Source organism: Agromyces protaetiae, assembly GCF_030866785.1.
GTDB classification, from domain to species: Bacteria; Actinomycetota; Actinomycetes; order Actinomycetales; family Microbacteriaceae; genus Agromyces; species Agromyces silvae.
Map to the genome: position 1 here is coordinate 2,363,824 of NZ_CP133018.1, position 19,638 is coordinate 2,383,461.

Consider the following 19,638-nt stretch of genomic DNA (forward strand, 5'->3'; position numbering starts at 1 on the left):
CGGGGTCAGGCCGAGGGCACCGCGGCGCGGCCCCCACGGGCACGCGCACGCGCGAACTGTGCGAGACCGCGGTTGATCTCGCGCGCCCACAGCGGACCGCGGTAGATGAAGCCCGAGTAGCCCTGCACGAGCGTCGCACCGGCATCGAGCCGGTCCTGCACGTCGGCGGCCGTCTCGACCCCGCCGACCGAGATGACGCAGAGCTCGGCGGGTACGTGGTCACGCACGAGCCGCAGCACCTCGAGCGAACGTGCGGCCAACGGCGCGCCGGAGAGCCCGCCCGCGCCGATGCGCTCCACCTCGGAGCGCGCTGTGCGCAGCCCCTCGCGAGAGACGGTCGTGTTCGTGGCGATGATGCCGTCGAGCCCGAGCCGGACCACGAGTTCGCAGAGGCGCCGCACCTCGTCGTCGGCGAGATCGGGCGCGATCTTGACCAGCAGCGGCGTCGAACCGGCCGCGGCGCGGACGGCCTCGAGCAACGGACTGAGCGCGTCGAGCTCCTGCAGACCGCGCAGCCCCGGCGTGTTGGGCGAGCTGACGTTGACCACCAGGTAATCCGCGAACGGCGCGACCACCCGTGCGCTGCGCTCGTAGTCGGCCACGGCCTCCTCGACGGGCGTGACCCGGCTCTTGCCGATGTTCACGCCCAGCACCGGCCGGTCGCGCCGGCGGGCGAGGCGCGAGAGACGCCCCGCCGCGGCATCCGCCCCGCCGTTGTTGAAGCCCATGCGATTGACCAGCGCCCGGTCCTTCACCAGCCGGAACATGCGCGGGCGCTCGTTGCCGGGCTGCGCGATCGCCGTGAGCGTGCCCACCTCGACGTGGCCGAACCCGAGCTGCCCGAGGCCGCGCACCGCGAGACCGTCTTTGTCGAAGCCGGCGGCGACGCCGAACGGCGACGGGAACCGCAGCCCCAGCGCGGTCACCTCGAGTTCCGGTGCAGGCCGGGTGACGCGCTCGACCAGCCGCCCCAGACCGAACGCCGGAAGCCATCTGATGACCCGGAACGCGAGATGGTGCGCCCGCTCCGGATCGAGGTGCGTGAGGACGTGGGTGAAGAGAAGTCGATACATGCCGCGGCCCAGAGTATCCGAATCGTGACCTGCGCGTCGTGGCTACTCGACCGGCCGCGCCGGGAGCCGTCCGTGTTCGGCTCTGAGGGCCTCGATCGCCGACTCGAAGTCGTCGAGCGACTCGAACGCCTGGTAGACGCTGGCGAACCGCAGGTACGCCACCTCGTCGAGCTCGCGGAGCGGCGGCAGGATCGCGAGGCCGATGTCGTTCGCCTCGATCTGCGACGCGCCGGTCGAGCGGATCGTCTCTTCCACCCGCTGCGCGAGGACCGCCAGGTCGGCGTCGGTGACCGGGCGCCCCTGGCACGCCTTCCGCACGCCGAGCACGACCTTCTCGCGGCTGAACGGCTCGACGACACCGCTGCGCTTGATCACCGACAGGCTCGCGGTCTCGGTCGTGGAGAACCGTCCGCCGCACTCGGGGCATTGGCGACGTCGCCGGATCGAGAGACCGTCGTCGCTCGTGCGCGAGTCGATGACCCGTGAATCGGGGTGACGGCAGAAGGGGCAGTACATGGTGGCCCCAGCCTACCCGCGCGCTGCGCGCGGGGACTCGCCCGCACGCTCCGCCGTGAAGCGCGCCGTGACCGCCTCGCCGTGCGCGGGCAGGTCTTCTTCGGCCGACAGTGCGGCGATCACCGGGGCGACCTCGCGGAGCGCCGGCTCGTCGTACCGGACGACCTGCTGCGGGCGCAGGAAGGTCGCGGCCGAGAGGCCGGACACGTAGCGGGCGGTGCCCCCGGTCGGCAGGACGTGGTTGGAGCCGGCCGCGTAGTCGCCGAGGCTCACCGGCGAGTAGGGACCGACGAAGATCGCGCCGGCGTTGTCGATGCGCGTGAGCACGGCCTCCGCGTCGGCCACCTGGATCTCGAGGTGCTCGGGCCCGAAGGCGTTCGCGAAGGCGGCGGCCTGCTCGAGGTCGTCGACCAGCACGACGGCCGATTGCGGCCCGGTGATCGACTGGCGCACGCGAGCGGCGTGCCGGGTGCCCGCGACCCGCTCGGCGAGCCGGCCGGCGACGGCCTGGGCCAGCTCGACGGAGTCGGTCACGAGCACGGCTGCGGCGAGCTCATCGTGCTCGGCCTGGCTTACGAGATCGGCCGCGACGAAGTCGGCGTCGGCGGTGCCGTCGGCGATCACGAGGATGTCGGTGGGCCCGGCCTCAGCATCGATGCCGGTGACGCCGGCGACGAGACGCTTGGCGGCGGCCACGAAGACGTTGCCCGGCCCGGTGACCCGCTGCACGGGCTCGAGCCCGATGTCGGGCACGCCGTACGCGAACGCGCCGATCGCGCCGGCGCCGCCCATCGCGTAGACCTCGTCGATGCCGAGCAGCGCCGCGACGCCCGCGACGGTCGGGTGGACCCGGCCGCCGTGGTCGGCCTGGGGTGGCGAGGCGAGGGCGATCGACCGCACGCCGGCGACCTGGGCGGGCACGACGTTCATGACGACGCTCGAGGGGTACACGGCCTTGCCGCCCGGCACGTAGAGGCCGACTCGGGCGACGGGCTGCCACCGTTGCTCGATCACCGCGCCCGGCGCGAGCACCGTCGTCTGGGCCGCGGGCACCTGCGCGAGGCTCGCCGCCCGCACGCGCTCGATCGTCGCCTCGATCGCCGCGCGGACCTCCGGGTCGAGCGCGACGAGGGCGGCGGCCAGCTCATCGGCCGGGACGCGGATCGTCGCGGGGCGTGCCCGGTCGAACCGTTCGGCCTGGTCGAGGAGCGCCTGCTCGCCGTGCGCACGCACCGCATCGATGAGCTCGCGCGCGGGCTCGAGCGCGGCCTGCACGTCGGTCGCCGCCCGCGGCACGAGGCCGAGCAGCTCGGAGGGGGTCGGACGGGTCCCGCGGAGATCGATGGTGCGCAGCATGATGCGTCAAGCGTACCGAGCGCTCAGGTGAGACAGCCCGGACCGAGCAGGCTCTTCAGCTCGCCGTAGAAGTCCGCGGTGACCCGCACGGGGTAGGGCACCTCGAACACGCGGGCGGCCTGCCCCTTCGTGAGTTTCAGCCGGACCTCGGTGTCGCCACGGTGCCGACTGAGCACCTCGCCGAGCGCCGAGATCGTCTCGGTCGTGGCGCGCACGTCGGGCATGGAGATCATGACCGGCCCGCTCTCGTCGCTCTGTCCGAACTCGGGCGTCATCACGCTGTACGCGTGCAGGTTCATACCGTCGTCGCGCATGCTGACCCGGCCGCGGACCACGGCGATCGAGTCGGCGACGAGGCCTGGCGCGAACTCCTGGTAGGCCTTGCCCATGAACATCACGGTGATCGAGCCGGAGAAGTCCTCGACCTCGATCATGCCGTACTGGTTGCCGGACTGGCGTGCCACCCGATGCTGGACGCTCGTCACGAGCCCCGCGACCGTGACGGTGTCGCCGTCTTGCGTGGCGTCGGACGAGGTGAGGTCGAGAATGGTCGTCGAGGCGTGCTTCGCGAGCGGCGCCTCGAGGCCGTCGAGCGGATGCTCGGACACGTACAGGCCGAGCATCTCGCGCTCGAAGGCGAGCTTCTGCTTCTTCGCCCATTCGGGCCGCTCGGGCACCGGCGAGGGCGCCGCCTCGCGTTCATGATCTTCGAACAGGCTGTCGAAGTCGAAGCCGACATCGCCGTTCTCGGCGGCCCGCTTCTCCTTGACCGCCGACTCGACCGCGGACTCGTGGATCTCGACGAGCGAACGCCGGGTGTGCCCGAGCGAGTCGAATGCGCCGGCCTTCACGAGCGACTCGACGGTGCGCTTGTTCGCGACCTGGATCGGCACCTTCTTCAAGAAGTCGTGGAACGTCTCGAATCGCCCCTCGGTGTCGCGCGCCGCGCGGATCGCGTCGACGACGTTGAACCCGACGTTGCGGACCGCGCCGAGCCCGAAGCGGATGTCGTCGCCGACGGCCGCGAAGAACCCGATCGACTCGTTGACGTCGGGCGGCAGCACCTTGATGCCCATCCGCCGACACTCGTTGAGGTAGAGCGCGAGCTTGTCGCGCGCGTCGCCCACGCTCGTGAGCAGCGCGGCCATGTACTCGGCAGGGTAGTGCGCCTTGAGGTACGCGGTCCAGTAGCTGAGCACGCCGTAGGCGGCCGAGTGCGCCTTGTTGAAGGCGTAGTCGGAGAAGGGCAGCAGGATGTCCCAGAGCATCTTGATCGCGGCCTCGGAGTAGCCGTTGGCGATCATGCCGCCCGAGAAGCCCTCGTACTGCTTGTCGAGCTCGGACTTCTTCTTCTTGCCCATGGCGCGGCGCAGGATGTCGGCCTGACCGAGCGAGAACCCCGCCACCTTCTGCGCGATCGCCATGACCTGCTCCTGATAGATGATCAGGCCGTAGCTCGTGTCGAGGATGTCCTTCAGCGGTTCGGCGAGCTCGGGGTGGATCGGGGTGATCTCTTGCAGGCCGTTCTTGCGCAGGGCGTAGTTGATGTGCGAGTTCGCGCCCATGGGGCCCGGCCGGTAGAGCGCGATGACGGCCGAGATGTCTTCGAAGTTGTCGGGCTTCATCTGACGGAGGAGCGAACGCATGGGCCCGCCGTCCAGCTGGAACACGCCGAGCGTGTCGCCCCGCGACAGCAGTTCGTACGCCGCGCGATCGTCGAGATCGAGGTCTTCGAGCACGGGCCGGAACCCGCGGTTGGCCTCGATGTTGTCGAGCGCGTCGTCGATGATCGTGAGGTTGCGGAGCCCGAGGAAGTCCATCTTGATCAGGCCGAGCGACTCGCACGCGGGGTAGTCGAACTGCGTGACGATCTGGCCGTCCTGCTCGCGCTTCATGATCGGGATGATGTCGATCAACGGGTCGCTCGACATGATGACGCCGGCCGCGTGCACGCCCCACTGGCGCTTCAGGTTCTCGAGGCCGAGCGCCGTCTCGAAGACCGTCTTCGCCTCGGCGTCGGTCTCGATGAGCGCACGGATGTCGCCGGCCTCTTTGTACCGGGGGTGGTCCTTGTCGAGGATGCCGGACAGCGGGATGTCTTTGCCCATGACGGCCGCGGGCATGGCCTTGGTGAGCTTCTCCCCCATGCCGAACGGGAAGCCCAGCACGCGGCTCGAGTCCTTCAGCGCCTGCTTGGCCTTGATCGTGCCATAGGTGACGATCTGCGCGACGCGTTCCTCGCCGTACTTCTCGGTGACGTACTTGATCACCTCGCCGCGACGACGCTCGTCGAAGTCCACGTCGAAGTCGGGCATCGAGACGCGGTCGGGGTTCAGGAACCGCTCGAAGATGAGTCCGTGCTGGAGCGGATCGAGGTCGGTGATCTTCATCGCGTACGCGGCCATGGACCCGGCTCCGGACCCGCGACCGGGCCCCACGCGGATGCCGTTGTTCTTGGACCAGTTGATGAAGTCGGCGACCACGAGGAAGTAGCCGGGGAAGCCCATCTGGCTGATGACGCCGGTCTCGTAGTCCGCCTGCTTGCGAACATCTGCGGGGATGCCGTCGGGGTACCGGTCGTGCAGGCCGCGCTCGACCTCCTTGATGAACCAGCTCTCTTCGTTCTCGCCCTCGGGCACCGGGAAGCGCGGCATGTAGTTCGCGCTGGTGTTGAACTGGACGTCGCACCGCTCGGCGATCGCGAGCGTGTTGTCGCACGCTTCGGGATGGTCGCGGAACACGTGGCGCATCTCGGCCGCCGACTTCAGGTAGAACTCGTCGGCGTCGAACTTGAACCGATTCGGGTCGTCGAGCGTCGAGCCCGACTGCACGCAGAGCAGCGCCGCGTGACTCTTCGCGTCGTGCGCGTGCGTGTAGTGCAGGTCGTTCGTGGCGACGAGCGGCAGCGAGAGGTCTTTCGCGAGCCGCAGCAGGTCGTCCATGATGCGCTTCTCGATGCCGAGCCCGTGGTCCATGATCTCGGCGAAGTAGTTGTCGGCGCCGAAGATGTCGCGGAAGTCGGCGGCGGCCTTGACCGCCTCGTCGTACTGGCCGAGCCGGAGTCTGGTCTGCACCTCGCCCGACGGGCAGCCGGTCGTGGCGATGAGGCCCTTCGAGTAGGTCTGCAGCAGCTCACGGTCCATGCGCGGCTTGAAGTAGTACCCCTCGATCGACGCGCGGCTCGAGAGCCGGAAGAGGTTGTGCATGCCCTCTGTCGTCTCCGACAGCAGCGTCATGTGCGTGTACGCGCCAGAGCCGGAGACGTCGTCACCGCCACCGTTGCCCCACCGGATACGCGTCTTGTCGCTGCGGTGGGTGCCCGGCGTGACGTAGGCCTCGGTGCCGATGATGGGCTTGATGCCGGCGTCGGTCGCCTGCTTCCAGAAGTCGTAGGCGCCGAACACGTTGCCGTGGTCGGTCACCGCGACGGCCGGCATGCCCTCGGCGACGGCCGCCTTCATGAGCTCGCCCACCCGGGCCGCACCGTCGAGCATCGAGTACTCGGAATGGACGTGCAGATGAACGAAGGAATCGGCGGCCACGGAACTCCTTGGGCGGTGCTGAGGGGTGGTGCGAACGGATGGTTCGGGGGCGTGTGCTGCGAGTCTAAGCGCACCCGCCGACACGAGCGGATGCCTCGTCGGCGAGCCCGCGCTCAGTCGCCGCTGAGCAGATCGAGCGCACGCTGCAGGTCGGCCGGGTAGTCGCTCGTGAACACGGCCCACTCCCCCGTGCCGGGGTGCACGAACCCGAGCTCGCGCGCGTGCAGCCACTGCCGGCCGAGCCCGAGTCGCTCGCTCAACCTGGGGTCGGCGCCGTACATGGCGTCGCCCGCGCAGGGGTGCCGCTGCGCGGCCATGTGCACGCGGATCTGGTGGGTGCGGCCGGTCTCGAGGTGGATCTCGAGCAGCGACGCGTATGGGAACGCTTCGATCGTCTCGTAGTGGGTCACGGCGTGCTTGCCGTCGGCCGTGACCGCGAACTTCCAGTCCGAGCGGGGGTGCCGGCCGACCGGTGCGTCGATCGTGCCCGAGAGCGGGTCGGGATGCCCCTGGACGACGGCGTGGTAGATCTTCTCGACCTCGCGGTCGTGGAACGCCCGCTTCAGCGCCGTGTAGGCGCGCTCGGACTTCGCGACGACCATGAGCCCGCTGGTGCCGGCGTCGAGCCGGTGCACGACGCCCTGTCGCTCGGGTGCGCCCGATGTGGAGATGCGGAACCCGGCGGCGGCCAGTGCCCCCACGACGGTCGGTCCCGTCCATCCGACGGACGGATGCGCGGCGACGCCCGCCGGCTTGTCGACGACGACCAGGTCGTCGTCGTCGTGCACGATGCCGAGGTCGGGCACGGCGATCGCCTCGACCTCGAGCGGCCGGGGCGGCTCCCAGCTCACGTCGAGCCACGCCCCCGCGTGCAGGCGATCGGACTTGTCGACGACGCGGCCGTCGACGAGCACGCCGCCGGCGGTCGCGACGTCGGCCGCTTGCGTCCGGCTGAACCCCAACAGCTTCGCGAGGCCCGCATCGACGCGGGCGCCCTCGAGCCCGTCTGGGACGGGAAGCGCGCGATGCTCCATCAGCGTGTGCCGCCCATCAGGCCTCCGCCGCGGGCTGAGCCACGGGCGCCTCATCGGCCGACCGTCGCTCGCGCGAACCGTCGAGCCCGATGCCGCGGATGGTGAGGATCATGAAGAGCACCATGCTCGACACGATCGCGATGTCGGCGAGATTGTAGATCGCCGGCAGCAGCCACGGCGTCCAGATGAAGTCGATGACATGCCCGAGCCCGAAGCTCGGCTCCCGGAACAGCCGGTCGGTCAGGTTGCCGAGCACGCCGCCCAGCAACAACCCGAACACCAGCGCCCACGCGACCGAGCGGATGCGCCGTGCGAACCACACGATGAACGTGATGACCGCTGCGGCGAGGATCGTGAAGATCCAGGTCATCCCGCTCGCGATGGAGAACGCCGCGCCCGGGTTCCTGACGAACTGCCACTGCAGCACGGTGCCGAGCACCGGAACCGCCTCGCCCTCGGTGAGGTGGGCGACGACGAGGGCCTTGCTCAGCTGATCGAGCCCGTACGCCGCGATGGCCGCCCCGAAGAGGACGGCCAACGCGGTCACGGTACTCGCGGCGCGAGCGCTTCGGTCAGCCGCCAAAGCCCTGGAACGTCGGCGACGGTGCGGCCTCGCCCTGACGGTTCGCACCCGAGCCGGAGAAGCCCTGGTTGCCCGAGACCTGGACCGGCGTCGCGGTGTCGAGCTCGCGCAGCTGGACCTCGATGTAGCTCTTGAGCTTCTGGCGGTAGTCGCGCTCGAAGACCCGCAGCTCGTCGACCCGCTTCTCGAGCGCGATGCGCTCCTGATCGAGGATGTTCATCTGCGCGCGCGACTTGGCCTCGGCCTCGGCGACGACGCGCGCCGCCGTGGCGTGGCCCTCGGCGATGAGCGCATCGCGCTTCTCGACGCCCTCGCGCACGTGCTCCTCGTGCAGCCGGCGGGCCAGCTGCAGCAGGTTCGTGGTGCTGGTCTGCTCGTCGATCTCGGACTGCGGCGTGGCCTGCTGGGTGGGCACGGCCACGGTGGGCGGCGGCGCGGCCGGCTCAGCGTAGGCCGTGGCGGGCGTCGGCGCCGAGACGGCCGGCGCCGGCGCGACCGGGGCCGTGCGCGACGAGTCGCCGCCGCGCGCCTCGGCGGCAGCGAGCCGCTGGCGCAGCTCCTCGTTCTCCTGGTTCAGGCGGCGCAGCTCGACGACCACCTCGTCGAGGAAGTCGTCGACCTCGTCCTGGTCGTAGCCCTCGCGGAACTTCGTTGCCTGGAAGCGCTTGTTGACCACATCTTCCGGAGTTAGCGCCATGGCTGCAACCCTCACATCTGTCGAACGGTTCGGAACGGATTTGCTCACGATATCAGCCTCGCCCGGTGGGTCGCAGTGCGTGCGGTCGCACCGGGTCACGCTCGCAGCAGATCGTCAGGCGCCCGGTGGGCACACGTCAGGCGGCGGCGACGGCCGTGGCCGCCGACAGCCCGGAGACGATGGTCATCAGCACGATGACCACGAGCATGGCGAGGCTCCAGCCCAGATCCAGCGCGATCTGCCCGATGCGGATCGGCGGCACGAGCCGCCTGAAGAACCGCACGGGCGGGTCGGTGACGGTGTACACCAGCTCGACGACGACCAGCCAGAACCCGGTCGGCCGCCAGTGCCGGTTGAAGGTTCGGACCAGGTCGAGCACGAAGCGCGCCCACATGACGAAGAAATAGATCAGGAGGAGCGTCGAGAGGATGCTCCAGACGACCGAAAGTGCTCCCACGACGGGAGAGTCTACGCGTGTGCGAAGAACGTCGCGTCCGCGTCGCCCTCGCCGCTGCCGGTTTCGCCCGAGACGACCACGTGCGCCGGTGACAGCAGGAACACCTTGCTCGTCACGCGCTCGATCTTGCCGTGCAGGCCCTGCGACAGGCCGCTGGCGAAGTCGATGAGGCGCCGAGCGTCGTTGTCGGACATCTGCGACAGGTTGATGATCACCGGCACGCCCTCGCGGAACGACTCGGCGATGACCTGGGCGTCGCGGTACTGGCGCGGGTGGACCGTGAGGATCTCGTTCATATCCGCCTGCAGGGTCGTGGGGACGGGCTGCGGCTGCGACTTCCGCAGCGGCGTCACTGCGGCGCCGCCCTTGGGGGCGGGTGCGGCCTGGACGACGGGCGCGGGCGCGGGCTGGCTCGCGGCCGGGGCGTGCGCCTGCGGCGTCTCGGCCTCGAGTTCCTCGTCGGCGAGTCCGAGGTAGACCATCGTCTTCTTCAGCGGGTTCGACATCGCTGCCCTCCGTGGTTCGTGAAAATCTGTTTCGAGGCTAACCTCAGGCGGGCCGATTCCCCGTGATTGCCGTGCCGATGCGAAGGTGTGTCGCGCCTTCGAGAATCGCGTCGCGGTAGTCGTGGCTCATGCCCATCGACAGCGCACCTGCGTCGGGCGCGAGCCGGCGGACCCGTTCGGAGAGCTCACGAACGCGCGCGAACTCGGGTCGGGCGGGGACACCGAGCGGTGCGACCGCCATCAGGCCGCGCAGCCGCAGCCCCGGCGTGGCCAGTACGCGCTCGACGAGCGCGTCGAGCTCGCCGGGCGCGACGCCGCCCCGCCCGGGATCGTCCGTCAGGTTCACCTGGACGAACGCGTCGACGGATGCCTCGTCGGAGCGCAGCGCGTCGACGAGCGCCGCACGGTCGACCGAGTGGATCGCACTCGCGTACGCGCGCACCTGTCGCGCCTTCTTGCTCTGCAGCTGCCCGACGAAGTGCCAGCGGAGATCGGGCCAGCTGGGCCCGAGCTCGGCGGCCTTCGCCTGGGCCTCCTGATGGCGGTTCTCGCCGACATCGCCGACGCCGAGCGCGGCGAGCTCGGCGACGAGCGAGGCGGGGTGGAACTTGGTCACAACGATCGTCGTGATCTCCTCGGCGCTGCGGCCGGCCTCCGCCGCGGCATCCGCCACGCCCTCGCGCACCCGCGCGAGCCGTCCGCCGAGCCCGCCCGGCTCACCCGGCCCGCCCGCCTGGGCGGGCCCGGTCGTCGGCGGCTCGGTGGTCACTTCAGGAAGTCGGGGATGTCGAGGTCGTCGCCGTCGTCGTCGAACGCCGGGTCGGTGACGATCTGATCGCCGGCAGGCGGGTCGATCTCGCCCCAGTTGGCGGTCTCGACGAGCTCTTCGATGTCGATCTCGGAGGCCAGCTCGCCGCCGTCGGCGATCGAGCCGCCGAGGGCGCCCGCACCGCCGAGCGCACCGGCGCCGCCGACGGCCGCGCCGACCGCCGCCGGCACAGCGGCGGTACGCCGCGCCTCGGACTGGTCCTCGAGCTGTGCCTTGGCCTGCGGTTCGCCGCCGTCGAAGCCCGCGGCGATGACCGTGACCCGGACCTCGTCGCCCAGGGTGTCGTCGATGACGGCACCGAAGATGATGTTCGCCTCGGGGTGCACGGCCTCCTGGACGAGCCGGGCGGCGTCATTGATCTCGAAGATGCCGAGGTTCGATCCGCCCTGGATCGAGAGCAGCACGCCGTGCGCGCCATCGATCGAGGCTTCGAGCAGCGGGCTCGCGACCGCGAGCTCGGCGGCCTTGATCGACCGGTCGGCACCGCGTGACGAGCCGATGCCCATGAGCGCGGAGCCCGCGCCCTGCATGACCGACTTGACGTCCGCGAAGTCGAGGTTGATCAGGCCGGGGGTCGTGATCAGGTCGGTGATGCCCTGCACACCGGCGAGCAGCACCTGGTCGGCGGTCGAGAACGCCTCGAGCATCGAGATCCCGCGGTCGCTGATCTCCAGCAGCCGGTCGTTCGGCACCACGATGAGGGTGTCGACCTCTTCCTTCAGCCGGCCGACGCCCTGCTCGGCCTGGGTCTGCCGGCGCTTGCCCTCGAAGCTGAACGGCTTCGTCACCACACCGATCGTGAGCGCGCCGATCGACTTGGCGATGCGGGCGACGACGGGCGCGCCGCCCGTGCCGGTGCCACCGCCCTCACCGGCGGTCACGAAGACCATGTCGGCGCCCGCGAGCGCCTCCTCGATCTCCTCGGCGTGGTCCTCGGCGGCGCGACGGCCCACCTCGGGGTCGGCGCCCGCGCCGAGGCCTCGCGTGAGGTCTCGGCCGACGTCGAGCTTCACGTCGGCGTCCGACATGAGCAGCGCCTGTGCATCGGTGTTGATCGCGATGAACTCGACGCCGCGCAGACCGAGCTCGATCATGCGGTTCACCGCGTTCACACCGCCGCCGCCGATGCCGACGACTTTGATGACGGCGAGGTAGTTCTGGTTAGTCGACATTTCCGGCCCTCCGTGCGAACTCTGAACCTTGAACCTTCACCTGAAGGTTAAAGTCTTGCCGAGTATGCAATTCCTGCGACGACGGTACGGTGTGCGAGCTGTTCCGCTCGGCAAGGCGCACCCGCGTGTCGCGATCCCCCGGCCAAACCCATCGGAAGCCGACGCGCGGCGCGGCGCGTCATCCGATCAGCCCGGGGCTCATCGGCGCAGAGACGTCGTAGGTCGTGACCGTTCCGGGCGGTGCCGAGCGCATGAGCTGAGCCAGCACCGTCGCCTTGAGCGTGGACTCCTCGGCGCTGCCCCACACGACCGCCGCGTCGCCAGCGAGCACGAGCCGCACATCGTCGGCCGTCTCGGCACTGGCGTGCACGACCTGCGCGCGGACGTCGGCCGGCAGGCTGCGGATCACCGCGGCCGCCGCCCGGAACCCTTCGCTCGTCACGGGACCGGCACTGATCACCGGCTGCCCCTCGGGCCGCTCGGCCGGCCGCTCGATGACCACGCCGGCCGCGTCGACGAGCTCGAGCCCGGCCGGCGTCTCGAGCACCCCGACGGGCACCCGCTCGACGATGCGGACCACGAGCGTCCCGGGCGGCAGGGTCTCCGTCGAGTACGTCTCGATCAGCGGGAACGCCTCGAGGGCCGACTGCACCTCGGCCGAGGTGATCAGGGGCAGCGGCGTGCCGAGATCCTCCGCGAACGCGGCCTGGATCTCAGCGACGGGGATGCGCGCCGCCCCCTCGATACGCACCTCACGGAGCGCCATCACCGGCGAGTACGCGATCGCGAGCAGACCCACCGACACCAGCAGCACCGAACCGGCGCCGATCAGCCAGGCCCGGCGGCGGCGGCGCGACCGCTCGGTGAACCGGCGCACCTCCTGCCGCTCGTACCGCTTCCGCGCCGCGCGCGCTCGCGCGAGGGCGCGCCTCGCCGCCCGCACGTCGGTCCACGCGGACCCTGCGCCGCCGGATCCGGACGGTGCGGATGCCTCGGACGAGTCGGGCGGCGATGAATCCGCGGATGACGGAGCATCCGGCTCGGAGCCGGCCCGCGAGCGGCCGGCCCGGAATCCCCGACGCGGCGAACCCGTGCCCTCGCGGATCAGCGGCTCGATGGGCTGCGTGGCGTCGGCGTCCTCCACCGGCGGGGCCGGGTCCGGACGCTGCACCGGAATCGGCTCGGTGGTGGCGCGTTCGCTCGCGGTGCGCGACGCGCGCGCCCCGCGCGCCCGGCCGCTCCCCCGCTCGGTCACCGCGCCCGCCGTCTCCGGGACCGGTTCCGGATGCCGCGACCGAGGCGGCCCGTCGAACCCCTGCGGCCGCCTCACGCGGGTGCCGCCCTCACTCGCGCTCCCGCTCGAGCGCGGCGAGCAGCTGCGGCACGATGCGGTACACGTCGCCGCAGCCCAAAGTGATCACGAAGTCGCCGTCGCGTGAGATCCGCGCGGTGTGGTCGGCGGCCGCCTGCCAGTCCGCGATGAACGCGACATGCGACGCGTCGGCGAAACGCTCGCTGACCAGTTCGCCCGTGACCCCCGGCACGGGGTCCTCGCGCGCGCCGTACACGTCGAGCACGACCGTCTCGTCGGCGAACCGCTCGAGCACCTCGGCGAACTCGGTCGCGAACGCCTGCGTGCGGCTGTAGGTGTGCGGCTGATGCACGGCGATGATCCGGCCGTCGCCGACGACCGTGCGGGCGGCCTCGAGCGCCGCGGCGACCTCGGTCGGGTGGTGCGCGTAGTCGTCGTAGACGCTCACCCCGCCGACGGTGCCGTGCAGCTCGAAGCGGCGGCCCGTGCCGCCGAACCGTTCGATGCCCGCGAGCGCCGCGGCCGGATCGTGCCCGAGCCCGACGAGCACGGCGAACGCCCCGGCGGCATTGATCGCATTGTGCCGTCCCGGCACGCGCAGCCGCGCCCGGTAGGTCCGGCCGTCGTAGTCGATCGCGAAAGCCACGGGACCGTCGGTCTCGACGGAGTGCACGCGCACCGTGGCATCCGCCGCCGCACCGAACGTGACGACCGCGCCGTGCGCGAGCCGATCGCGCACCCGGGTCGCGCCAGGGTCGTCGGACGAGATCACGACGAGCTCGCGGGCCCGGTCGGCGAAGTCGACGAACGCCTGCTCGAACGCCTCGCGCGAGCCGTAGTGGTCGAGGTGGTCGGGGTCGACGTTCGTGATGAGCGCGACGGACGTGTCGTACAGCAGGAACGAGCCGTCGGACTCGTCGGCCTCGACTACGAAGAGCTCGTCGCGCCCCGACGCCGAGCTCACACCGAGGTCGGCGATGACCCCGCCGTTCACGAAGTTCGGGTCGGCGCCCACGCCGAGCAGGCCGGTCACGATCATGCCCGTCGACGTGGTCTTGCCGTGCGCACCCGCGACCGAGACGAGCCGGCGCCCGCCGATCAGCGCCGCCAGCGCCTGCGAGCGGTGCAGCACGGGCAACCCGCGCTCGAGCGCCAGCTGGTACTCGGGATTGTCCTGCCAGAGCGCACCCGTGACGACGACCGTGTCGGTGTCGTCGGGGAGGTTCGCCGCGCGATGTCCGATCGCGACCGCGGCCCCGAGCTCACGAAGCGCGGCGATGTTCGCCGAGTCGCGCACATCCGAACCGGTCACGCGGTGACCGTCGCCGAGCATGAGCCGGGCGATGCCGCTCATGCCGGACCCGCCGATGCCCACGAAGTGCACGTTGCCGAGTTCGGCGGGGATCCTCACTGAGGGGTCGGGCTTGATGGTCACGTCGGTTCGGGCCTTTCGCGGTCGCGTCCGGCGGGCCTCCCGCCGGTGGATGCCCCGCGCGGGACATCTCGCTCCTTCAACGTTACGCGGGATCGCCCGCAGCGCGGGCTCCCCCGCCGAGCGCGCGATCGACGAGGGCGACCATGCGGTCGGTGCCGTCGCGGAAGCCCGCCGCTGCGGCGGCACGCGCCATGGCGGCGACGCCCGGCGCGTCCTCGAGGAGCGGCGCGAGCGTCGCGGTCACCCATTCGGGCGTGAAGGCCTGATCGGCGACCAGCAGCCCGCCGCCCGCGGCGACCACGGGCGCCGCATTGAACCGCTGCTCGCCGTTGCCGACCGGGTAGGGCACGTAGACCGCCGGGATGCCGAGCGCGGCGAGCTCGCTCACGGTGCCGGCTCCCGCGCGCGACACGGCGGCGTCCGCCAGCGCGAGCGCGAGGTCCATGCGGTCGGCGTACTCCACCATGCGATAGCCCTCGAGCCCCGGATCGGCCACCTCGCTCGACCCGCCGGTCAAGTGCAGCACCTGCCACCCGGTCGCCAGCAGCCGTTCGGCCGAGTCCACGACGGTCGTATTGATCCGGCGTGCCCCGAGCGATCCGCCCGTGACGAGCAGCACCGGGCGATCGGCGTCGAGCCCGAATGCCAGCGCCGCCTCGGCGCGCGACGCGACCCGGTCGAGGCGCTCGATCTCTCGTCTGAGCGGCATACCCACGACCTCGGCTCGCGGCAGCGGCGTACCCGCGAACGCGACCCCGGTCGCGGCCGAGAACCGCGCGCCGAGCCGGTTCGCGAGCCCGGGCCGGGCGTTCGCCTCGTGGATGGCCACGGGGACGCGGGCCCGGCGCGCGGCGAGGTACGCGGGCGTCGAGACATAGCCGCCGAAGCCGACGACCACGTCGACGCCGTGCGCGCCGATCAGCCGGCGCACGTCGTCGATCGACTGCCGGAACCGGGCCGGGAACACCACGGCCTGGCGGTTCGGCCGCCGCGGGAACGGCACCTTCGCGATCGTCAGCAGCTCGTAGCCGCGAGCCGGCACCAGTCGCGACTCGAGTCCTTCGGCGGTGCCGAGCACGAGCACGTCCACGTCGGGATCGCGCTCGCGGAGCCGGTCGGCGACCGCGAGCAGCGGGTTCACATGACCGGCGGTGCCACCGCCGGCGAGCAGGTAGGTCGTCACGTGGTGGTGCTCCTCGCACGTCGGCCCGTGAACGGCATCGAGAACCGAGCAGTGCCCTCGGGATCCCGCGCGACCGAGAGCACGACACCGATCGCGAACAGCGTCGTGAGCAGGGCGGTGCCGCCCGCGGAGACGAGTGGCAACGGCACGCCGAGCACGGGGAACACCTTCAGCACGACGCCGATGTTCACCAGCGCCTGCCCGATCACCCAGACGGTCACCGCGGCGGTCGCCGCCCGGCCGAACGGCGTCTGCGCGCCGCGCAGCACGCGCGCGAGCGCGACCGCGAGCAACGCGAACAGGCCGATGACGACGATCGCCCCGATCAATCCGAGCTCCTCGCCGATGATCGCGAAGATGAAGTCGTTGTCGGCCGCGGGCAGCCACGACCATTTCGCCGCCGAGTTGCCGAGCCCGACCCCGAAGATGCCGCCGTTCGCGAGCGCGAACATGCCGTGCTGGCTCTGCCAGCAGTCCTCCTGGTCGATCGTCGTGCAGTTCTCCTGGAGGAACGAGGTGATGCGTCGCAGCCGGCTGTCGCTCGATACCGCGACGATCCCGAACAGGACGGCGCCGACGATCACCGGGACGAGCAGCAGTCGCAGTTTCACGCCGATCAGGAACAGCGCGCCGAGCAGCATGCCGGCCATCACCATGACGGTGCCGAGGTCGCCGCCGAGCAGCACGAGGCCGATCGCACCGCCGCCCACGAGCAGGATCGGGAGCAGGCCGTGCACGAAGTCGTCGAGCTTGTCCTGTTTCTTGGTCACGATGAGCCCGAGCCAGAGCACGAGCGCGACCTTGATCGCCTCGGACGGCTGGAACGAGAACGACCCGAGCGCGAGCCAGTTCCTATTGCCGCCCACCTCGATGCCGAGCGGGGTGGCGACGACGAGCACCTGCATCACGCACGCGACCGCGAGCGCCGGCCACGCGAGCGCCATCCAGAACTTCTGCGGCATCCGGCTGGCGAAGAGCATGATCGGCACGCCGAACAACGCCCACAGGCCCTGCCTGCTGGCCTGGCCGAGGAAGTCGCCCTCGTCGAGCTTGGACTGGACCAGCGACGACGACAGCACCATCACGAGTCCGAGTGCGACGAGGAAGATCGTCGTGCCGAGCAGCAGGAAGTAGTCGCCGGACTCCGCGCGCAGGACCCGGCCGAGCCGGATACGAGCCGCGTGGACGCCCGACGCCTCAGTGGTCTTCGCGGGGCGCGAGGCCTTGGGTGGAGTCGTCACCAGCCTCACCTCCGAGCATCGCCTGCACCGCGTGATGGAACCGCCGGCCTCGGTCGGCGTAGTCGGCGAACTGATCCATCGACGCGGCCGCCGGAGCGAGGAGCACGGTGTCCCCCTCTTCCGCCACGGTCGCCGCGAGGGCGACCGCTTCGGGCATCACCTGCTCAGTGTCGTCCGCGGTCACCTCGAACAGCGGCAGCCCGGGCGCGTGTCGGCCGAACGCGGCCACGAGCGCCGCACGGTCGCGACCGATGACCACCGCGGCGCGCAACCGCCCGACGTGCGCGGCGACGAGCGAGTCGGCGTCGACACCCTTGAGCAGGCCGCCGACGATCCATACGACGCGCCCGAAGGCGGTCAGCGACGCCTGCGCGGCGTGCGGATTGGTCGCCTTCGAGTCGTCGATCCAACGGATGCCTCGGGCGAGCGCCACGGTCTCGATGCGATGCGCGTCCAGACGGAAGTCGAGGAGCGCGTCGTGGATCACGCCCACCGGGACCCCGAACGACCGCGCGAGCGCCGACGCCGCGAGGATGTTCTGCACGATGTGCGGCGCTGCGAGGCCGCGCGGCTCGAGCTCGCCGAGGGTCGTGATCTCGAGGGCGGCCGTGTGCCGCTCCTCGAGGAACGCGCGATCGCAGAGGATGCCCTCGACGACGCCGAAGTCGCTCGGCCCCGGCGTGTCGAGGCCGAAGCCGATCGCGCGCGCGCCCTCTTCGACCTCGGCGTCCTCGACCATGCCGCGCGTGACCTCGTCAGCCCGGTTGTAGACGCACGCCACGCGCGTGTTCGCGTAGACCTTGGCCTTCGCCGCACGGTACGCCTCGAACGAGCCGTGCCAGTCGAGGTGGTCGTCGGCAAGATTGAGGCACACGCTCGACCACGGGTGGAGCGCGCCGGGCCCGGTGGTGCGCAGATGGTGCAGTTGGTAGCTCGAGAGCTCGACCACGAGCACGTCGAAGCCGCCCGGGTCGCGCACGGCATCGAGCACCGGCACGCCGATGTTGCCGCAGGGCGCTGCGCGCAGACCGTTCGCCGCGAGCAGGGTCGCGGTGAGCTGCACCGTGGTCGTCTTGCCGTTCGTGCCGGTGACGAGGATCCAGTCGGCGGGGCGCACCTTGTCGCGCACCCGCCAGGCGAGCTCGATGTCGCCCCACACGGCGATGCCACCCGCGGCCGCCCACTCGAGGACCGCGTGGTCGGGATGGAACCCAGGGGACGCGATCACGAGCTCCGGCGCGAAGTCGACGAGCGCCGGCGGCGCCGTCTCGAGCGGGTCGACGACGAATCCGGCACCGATCACATCGAGGATCCGTGCACGCTCGTCGTCGGGCTTGGACGCGAGCACGAGCACGTCGGCGCCGAGCTCGGTGAGCGTGTCGGCGACCGCGAACCCGGTGACCCCGAGGCCGAGCACCGCGACGCGGAGTCCGCTCCAGTCGGCGTGCCAGCTGGTGAGCCCGTCGAGGCGGGTGGGCGAGACATCCGTCACTGCTGGAGCCATTCGAAGTAGAAGCTGCCGACGCCGGCGGCCACGAGGAGCCCGCCGATGATCCAGAAGCGCACGACGATGGTGACCTCCGCCCACCCCTTCAGCTCGAAGTGATGGTGGATCGGGCTCATGAGGAAGATACGTTTGCCGCGCGTGAGCTTGAAGTACGCCCGCTGCACGATCACCGAGCCGGTCTCGATCACGAACAGACCGCCGATGAGCAGCAGCAGCAGCTCGGTGCGGCTGAGGATCGCGAGCGCCGCGAGCGCGCCGCCCAGCGCGAGCGACCCGGTGTCGCCCATGTAGATGTGCGCGGGATTGGTGTTCCACCAGAGGAAGCCGATGAGTCCACCCACGATCGCCGTCGCGACGATCGCGAGGTCCAGCGGATCGCGCACGTCATAGCAGCGGTACGCGTCGGCCGGGTCGAGGCTCTCGCTGAAGCAGGACTGATTGAACTGCCAGAAGCCGATGATCACGAACGAGCCGATCGCGAGGATCGAGGCGCCGGCCGCGAGTCCGTCGAGGCCGTCCGTCACGTTCACCGCGTTGGACGCCGCCGCCGTCAGCAGGCAGATCCAGATCACGTACAGCACGATGCCGACGACCGTGCCGAACACCATGAAATCGAGCGGCAGGTCGCGGATGAACGAGATCTTCGTCGTGGCAGGCGTCGCGTTCTGCGCGTTCGGGAACTGCAGGGCGAGCAGCGCGAACGCGCCGGCGACGACGACCTGGCCGCCGACCTTCGCCCAGCCACCGAGTCCGAGGCTCTGCTTCTTTCGGGTCTTCAGGAAATCGTCGACGAACCCGACGATGCCGAGGCCGACCATCATGAACAGCACGAGCAGTCCGGAGGGCGTCGGCGGCTCGTTGCTCACCAGCAGCGTCGCCACGAAATAGCCGAAGAGCGCACCGAGGATGAAGATGATGCCGCCCATCGTGGGCGTGCCGCGCTTCACGTGGTGCGACTGCGGGCCGTCATCGCGGATGAACTGCCCCCACCCGATGCGACGGAACAGCCGAATGAACAGCGGCGTCAGGAACAGCGTGAAGGCGAGCGACAACGCTCCGGCGGTCAGCAGTGCTCTCACTCGGACACTCCCCGTCGGTCGCTGAGGCAGCCGAGCCCGCGGATCATCAGTGCTGCTGCGCCGCTCATGCGGACACTCCCCGTCGGTCGCTGAGGCGGCCGAGCCGGCGGATCATC

17 protein-coding genes are annotated in these 19,638 nt (G+C 70.8%); all 17 read right to left on the reverse strand.

Annotation, left to right across the window (positions count from 1 at the left end; genetic code table 11):
• Positions 1-5: 5 nt before the first annotated feature.
• Positions 6-1,073 (reverse strand): quinone-dependent dihydroorotate dehydrogenase, encoded by a 1,068-nt coding sequence (locus tag QU602_RS10915; protein WP_308796477.1) that lies wholly within the window; start codon positions 1,071-1,073, stop codon positions 6-8.
• A gap of 42 nt (positions 1,074-1,115) precedes the next feature.
• Entirely contained in the window at positions 1,116-1,589 is a 474-nt protein-coding gene (nrdR, locus tag QU602_RS10920) for a transcriptional regulator NrdR (RefSeq protein ID WP_308796478.1), read from the reverse strand.
• A 12-nt stretch (positions 1,590-1,601) separates the two neighbouring features.
• Complete coding sequence (hisD, locus tag QU602_RS10925) at positions 1,602-2,945, reverse strand: histidinol dehydrogenase (protein WP_308796479.1); 1,344 nt, start codon at positions 2,943-2,945, stop codon at positions 1,602-1,604.
• Between the two features lie 23 nt (positions 2,946-2,968).
• Positions 2,969-6,439, reverse strand: coding sequence for a DNA polymerase III subunit alpha (gene dnaE, locus QU602_RS10930; RefSeq protein WP_373692930.1), 3,471 nt, complete (start codon positions 6,437-6,439; stop codon positions 2,969-2,971).
• 161 nt (positions 6,440-6,600) lie between these two features.
• Positions 6,601-7,521 carry an RluA family pseudouridine synthase gene (locus tag QU602_RS10935; RefSeq protein WP_308796481.1) on the reverse strand — a complete coding sequence of 307 codons (921 nt, stop codon included), beginning with the start codon at positions 7,519-7,521 and terminating at the stop codon, positions 6,601-6,603.
• 16 nt (positions 7,522-7,537) lie between these two features.
• Positions 7,538-8,068 carry a signal peptidase II gene (lspA, locus tag QU602_RS10940; protein ID WP_308796482.1) on the reverse strand — a complete coding sequence of 177 codons (531 nt, stop codon included), beginning with the start codon at positions 8,066-8,068 and terminating at the stop codon, positions 7,538-7,540.
• 25 nt (positions 8,069-8,093) lie between these two features.
• Positions 8,094-8,801: a DivIVA domain-containing protein gene (locus QU602_RS10945; RefSeq protein ID WP_308796483.1), complete on the reverse strand. Its 708-nt coding sequence runs from the start codon at positions 8,799-8,801 to the stop codon at positions 8,094-8,096.
• Between the two features lie 136 nt (positions 8,802-8,937).
• Positions 8,938-9,258: a YggT family protein gene (locus tag QU602_RS10950; protein ID WP_308796485.1), complete on the reverse strand. Its 321-nt coding sequence runs from the start codon at positions 9,256-9,258 to the stop codon at positions 8,938-8,940.
• Positions 9,259-9,269: 11 nt separating this feature from the next.
• Positions 9,270-9,764: a cell division protein SepF gene (locus QU602_RS10955; RefSeq protein WP_308796486.1), complete on the reverse strand. Its 495-nt coding sequence runs from the start codon at positions 9,762-9,764 to the stop codon at positions 9,270-9,272.
• 43 nt (positions 9,765-9,807) lie between these two features.
• Positions 9,808-10,533 (reverse strand): YggS family pyridoxal phosphate-dependent enzyme, encoded by a 726-nt coding sequence (locus tag QU602_RS10960; RefSeq protein WP_308796487.1) that lies wholly within the window; start codon positions 10,531-10,533, stop codon positions 9,808-9,810.
• Positions 10,530-11,765 (reverse strand): cell division protein FtsZ, encoded by a 1,236-nt coding sequence (ftsZ, locus tag QU602_RS10965; RefSeq protein ID WP_308796488.1) that lies wholly within the window; start codon positions 11,763-11,765, stop codon positions 10,530-10,532. Before ftsZ ends, QU602_RS10960 begins: the two co-directional genes overlap by 4 nt.
• Positions 11,766-11,943: 178 nt before the next feature.
• Positions 11,944-13,020 (reverse strand): FtsQ-type POTRA domain-containing protein, encoded by a 1,077-nt coding sequence (locus QU602_RS10970; protein WP_308796489.1) that lies wholly within the window; start codon positions 13,018-13,020, stop codon positions 11,944-11,946.
• 88 nt (positions 13,021-13,108) lie between these two features.
• The gene (gene murC / locus QU602_RS10975) at positions 13,109-14,512 is read right to left on the reverse strand and encodes a UDP-N-acetylmuramate--L-alanine ligase (protein WP_308796490.1); all 1,404 of its coding nucleotides are present in this window, start codon (positions 14,510-14,512) and stop codon (positions 13,109-13,111) included.
• An 82-nt stretch (positions 14,513-14,594) separates the two neighbouring features.
• Complete coding sequence (locus QU602_RS10980; protein WP_308796491.1) at positions 14,595-15,695, reverse strand: UDP-N-acetylglucosamine--N-acetylmuramyl-(pentapeptide) pyrophosphoryl-undecaprenol N-acetylglucosamine transferase; 1,101 nt, start codon at positions 15,693-15,695, stop codon at positions 14,595-14,597.
• Positions 15,692-16,936, reverse strand: coding sequence for a putative lipid II flippase FtsW (gene ftsW / locus QU602_RS10985; RefSeq protein ID WP_308796492.1), 1,245 nt, complete (start codon positions 16,934-16,936; stop codon positions 15,692-15,694). Before ftsW ends, QU602_RS10980 begins: the two co-directional genes overlap by 4 nt.
• Positions 16,893-18,440, reverse strand: a complete 1,548-nt coding sequence (gene murD / locus QU602_RS10990) for a UDP-N-acetylmuramoyl-L-alanine--D-glutamate ligase (RefSeq protein WP_308796493.1) — start codon at positions 18,438-18,440, stop codon at positions 16,893-16,895. Before murD ends, ftsW begins: the two co-directional genes overlap by 44 nt.
• Complete coding sequence (gene mraY, locus QU602_RS10995; protein ID WP_308796495.1) at positions 18,425-19,522, reverse strand: phospho-N-acetylmuramoyl-pentapeptide-transferase; 1,098 nt, start codon at positions 19,520-19,522, stop codon at positions 18,425-18,427. The genes murD and mraY overlap by 16 nt, the downstream gene beginning before the upstream one ends.
• Positions 19,523-19,638: the final 116 nt, after the last annotated feature.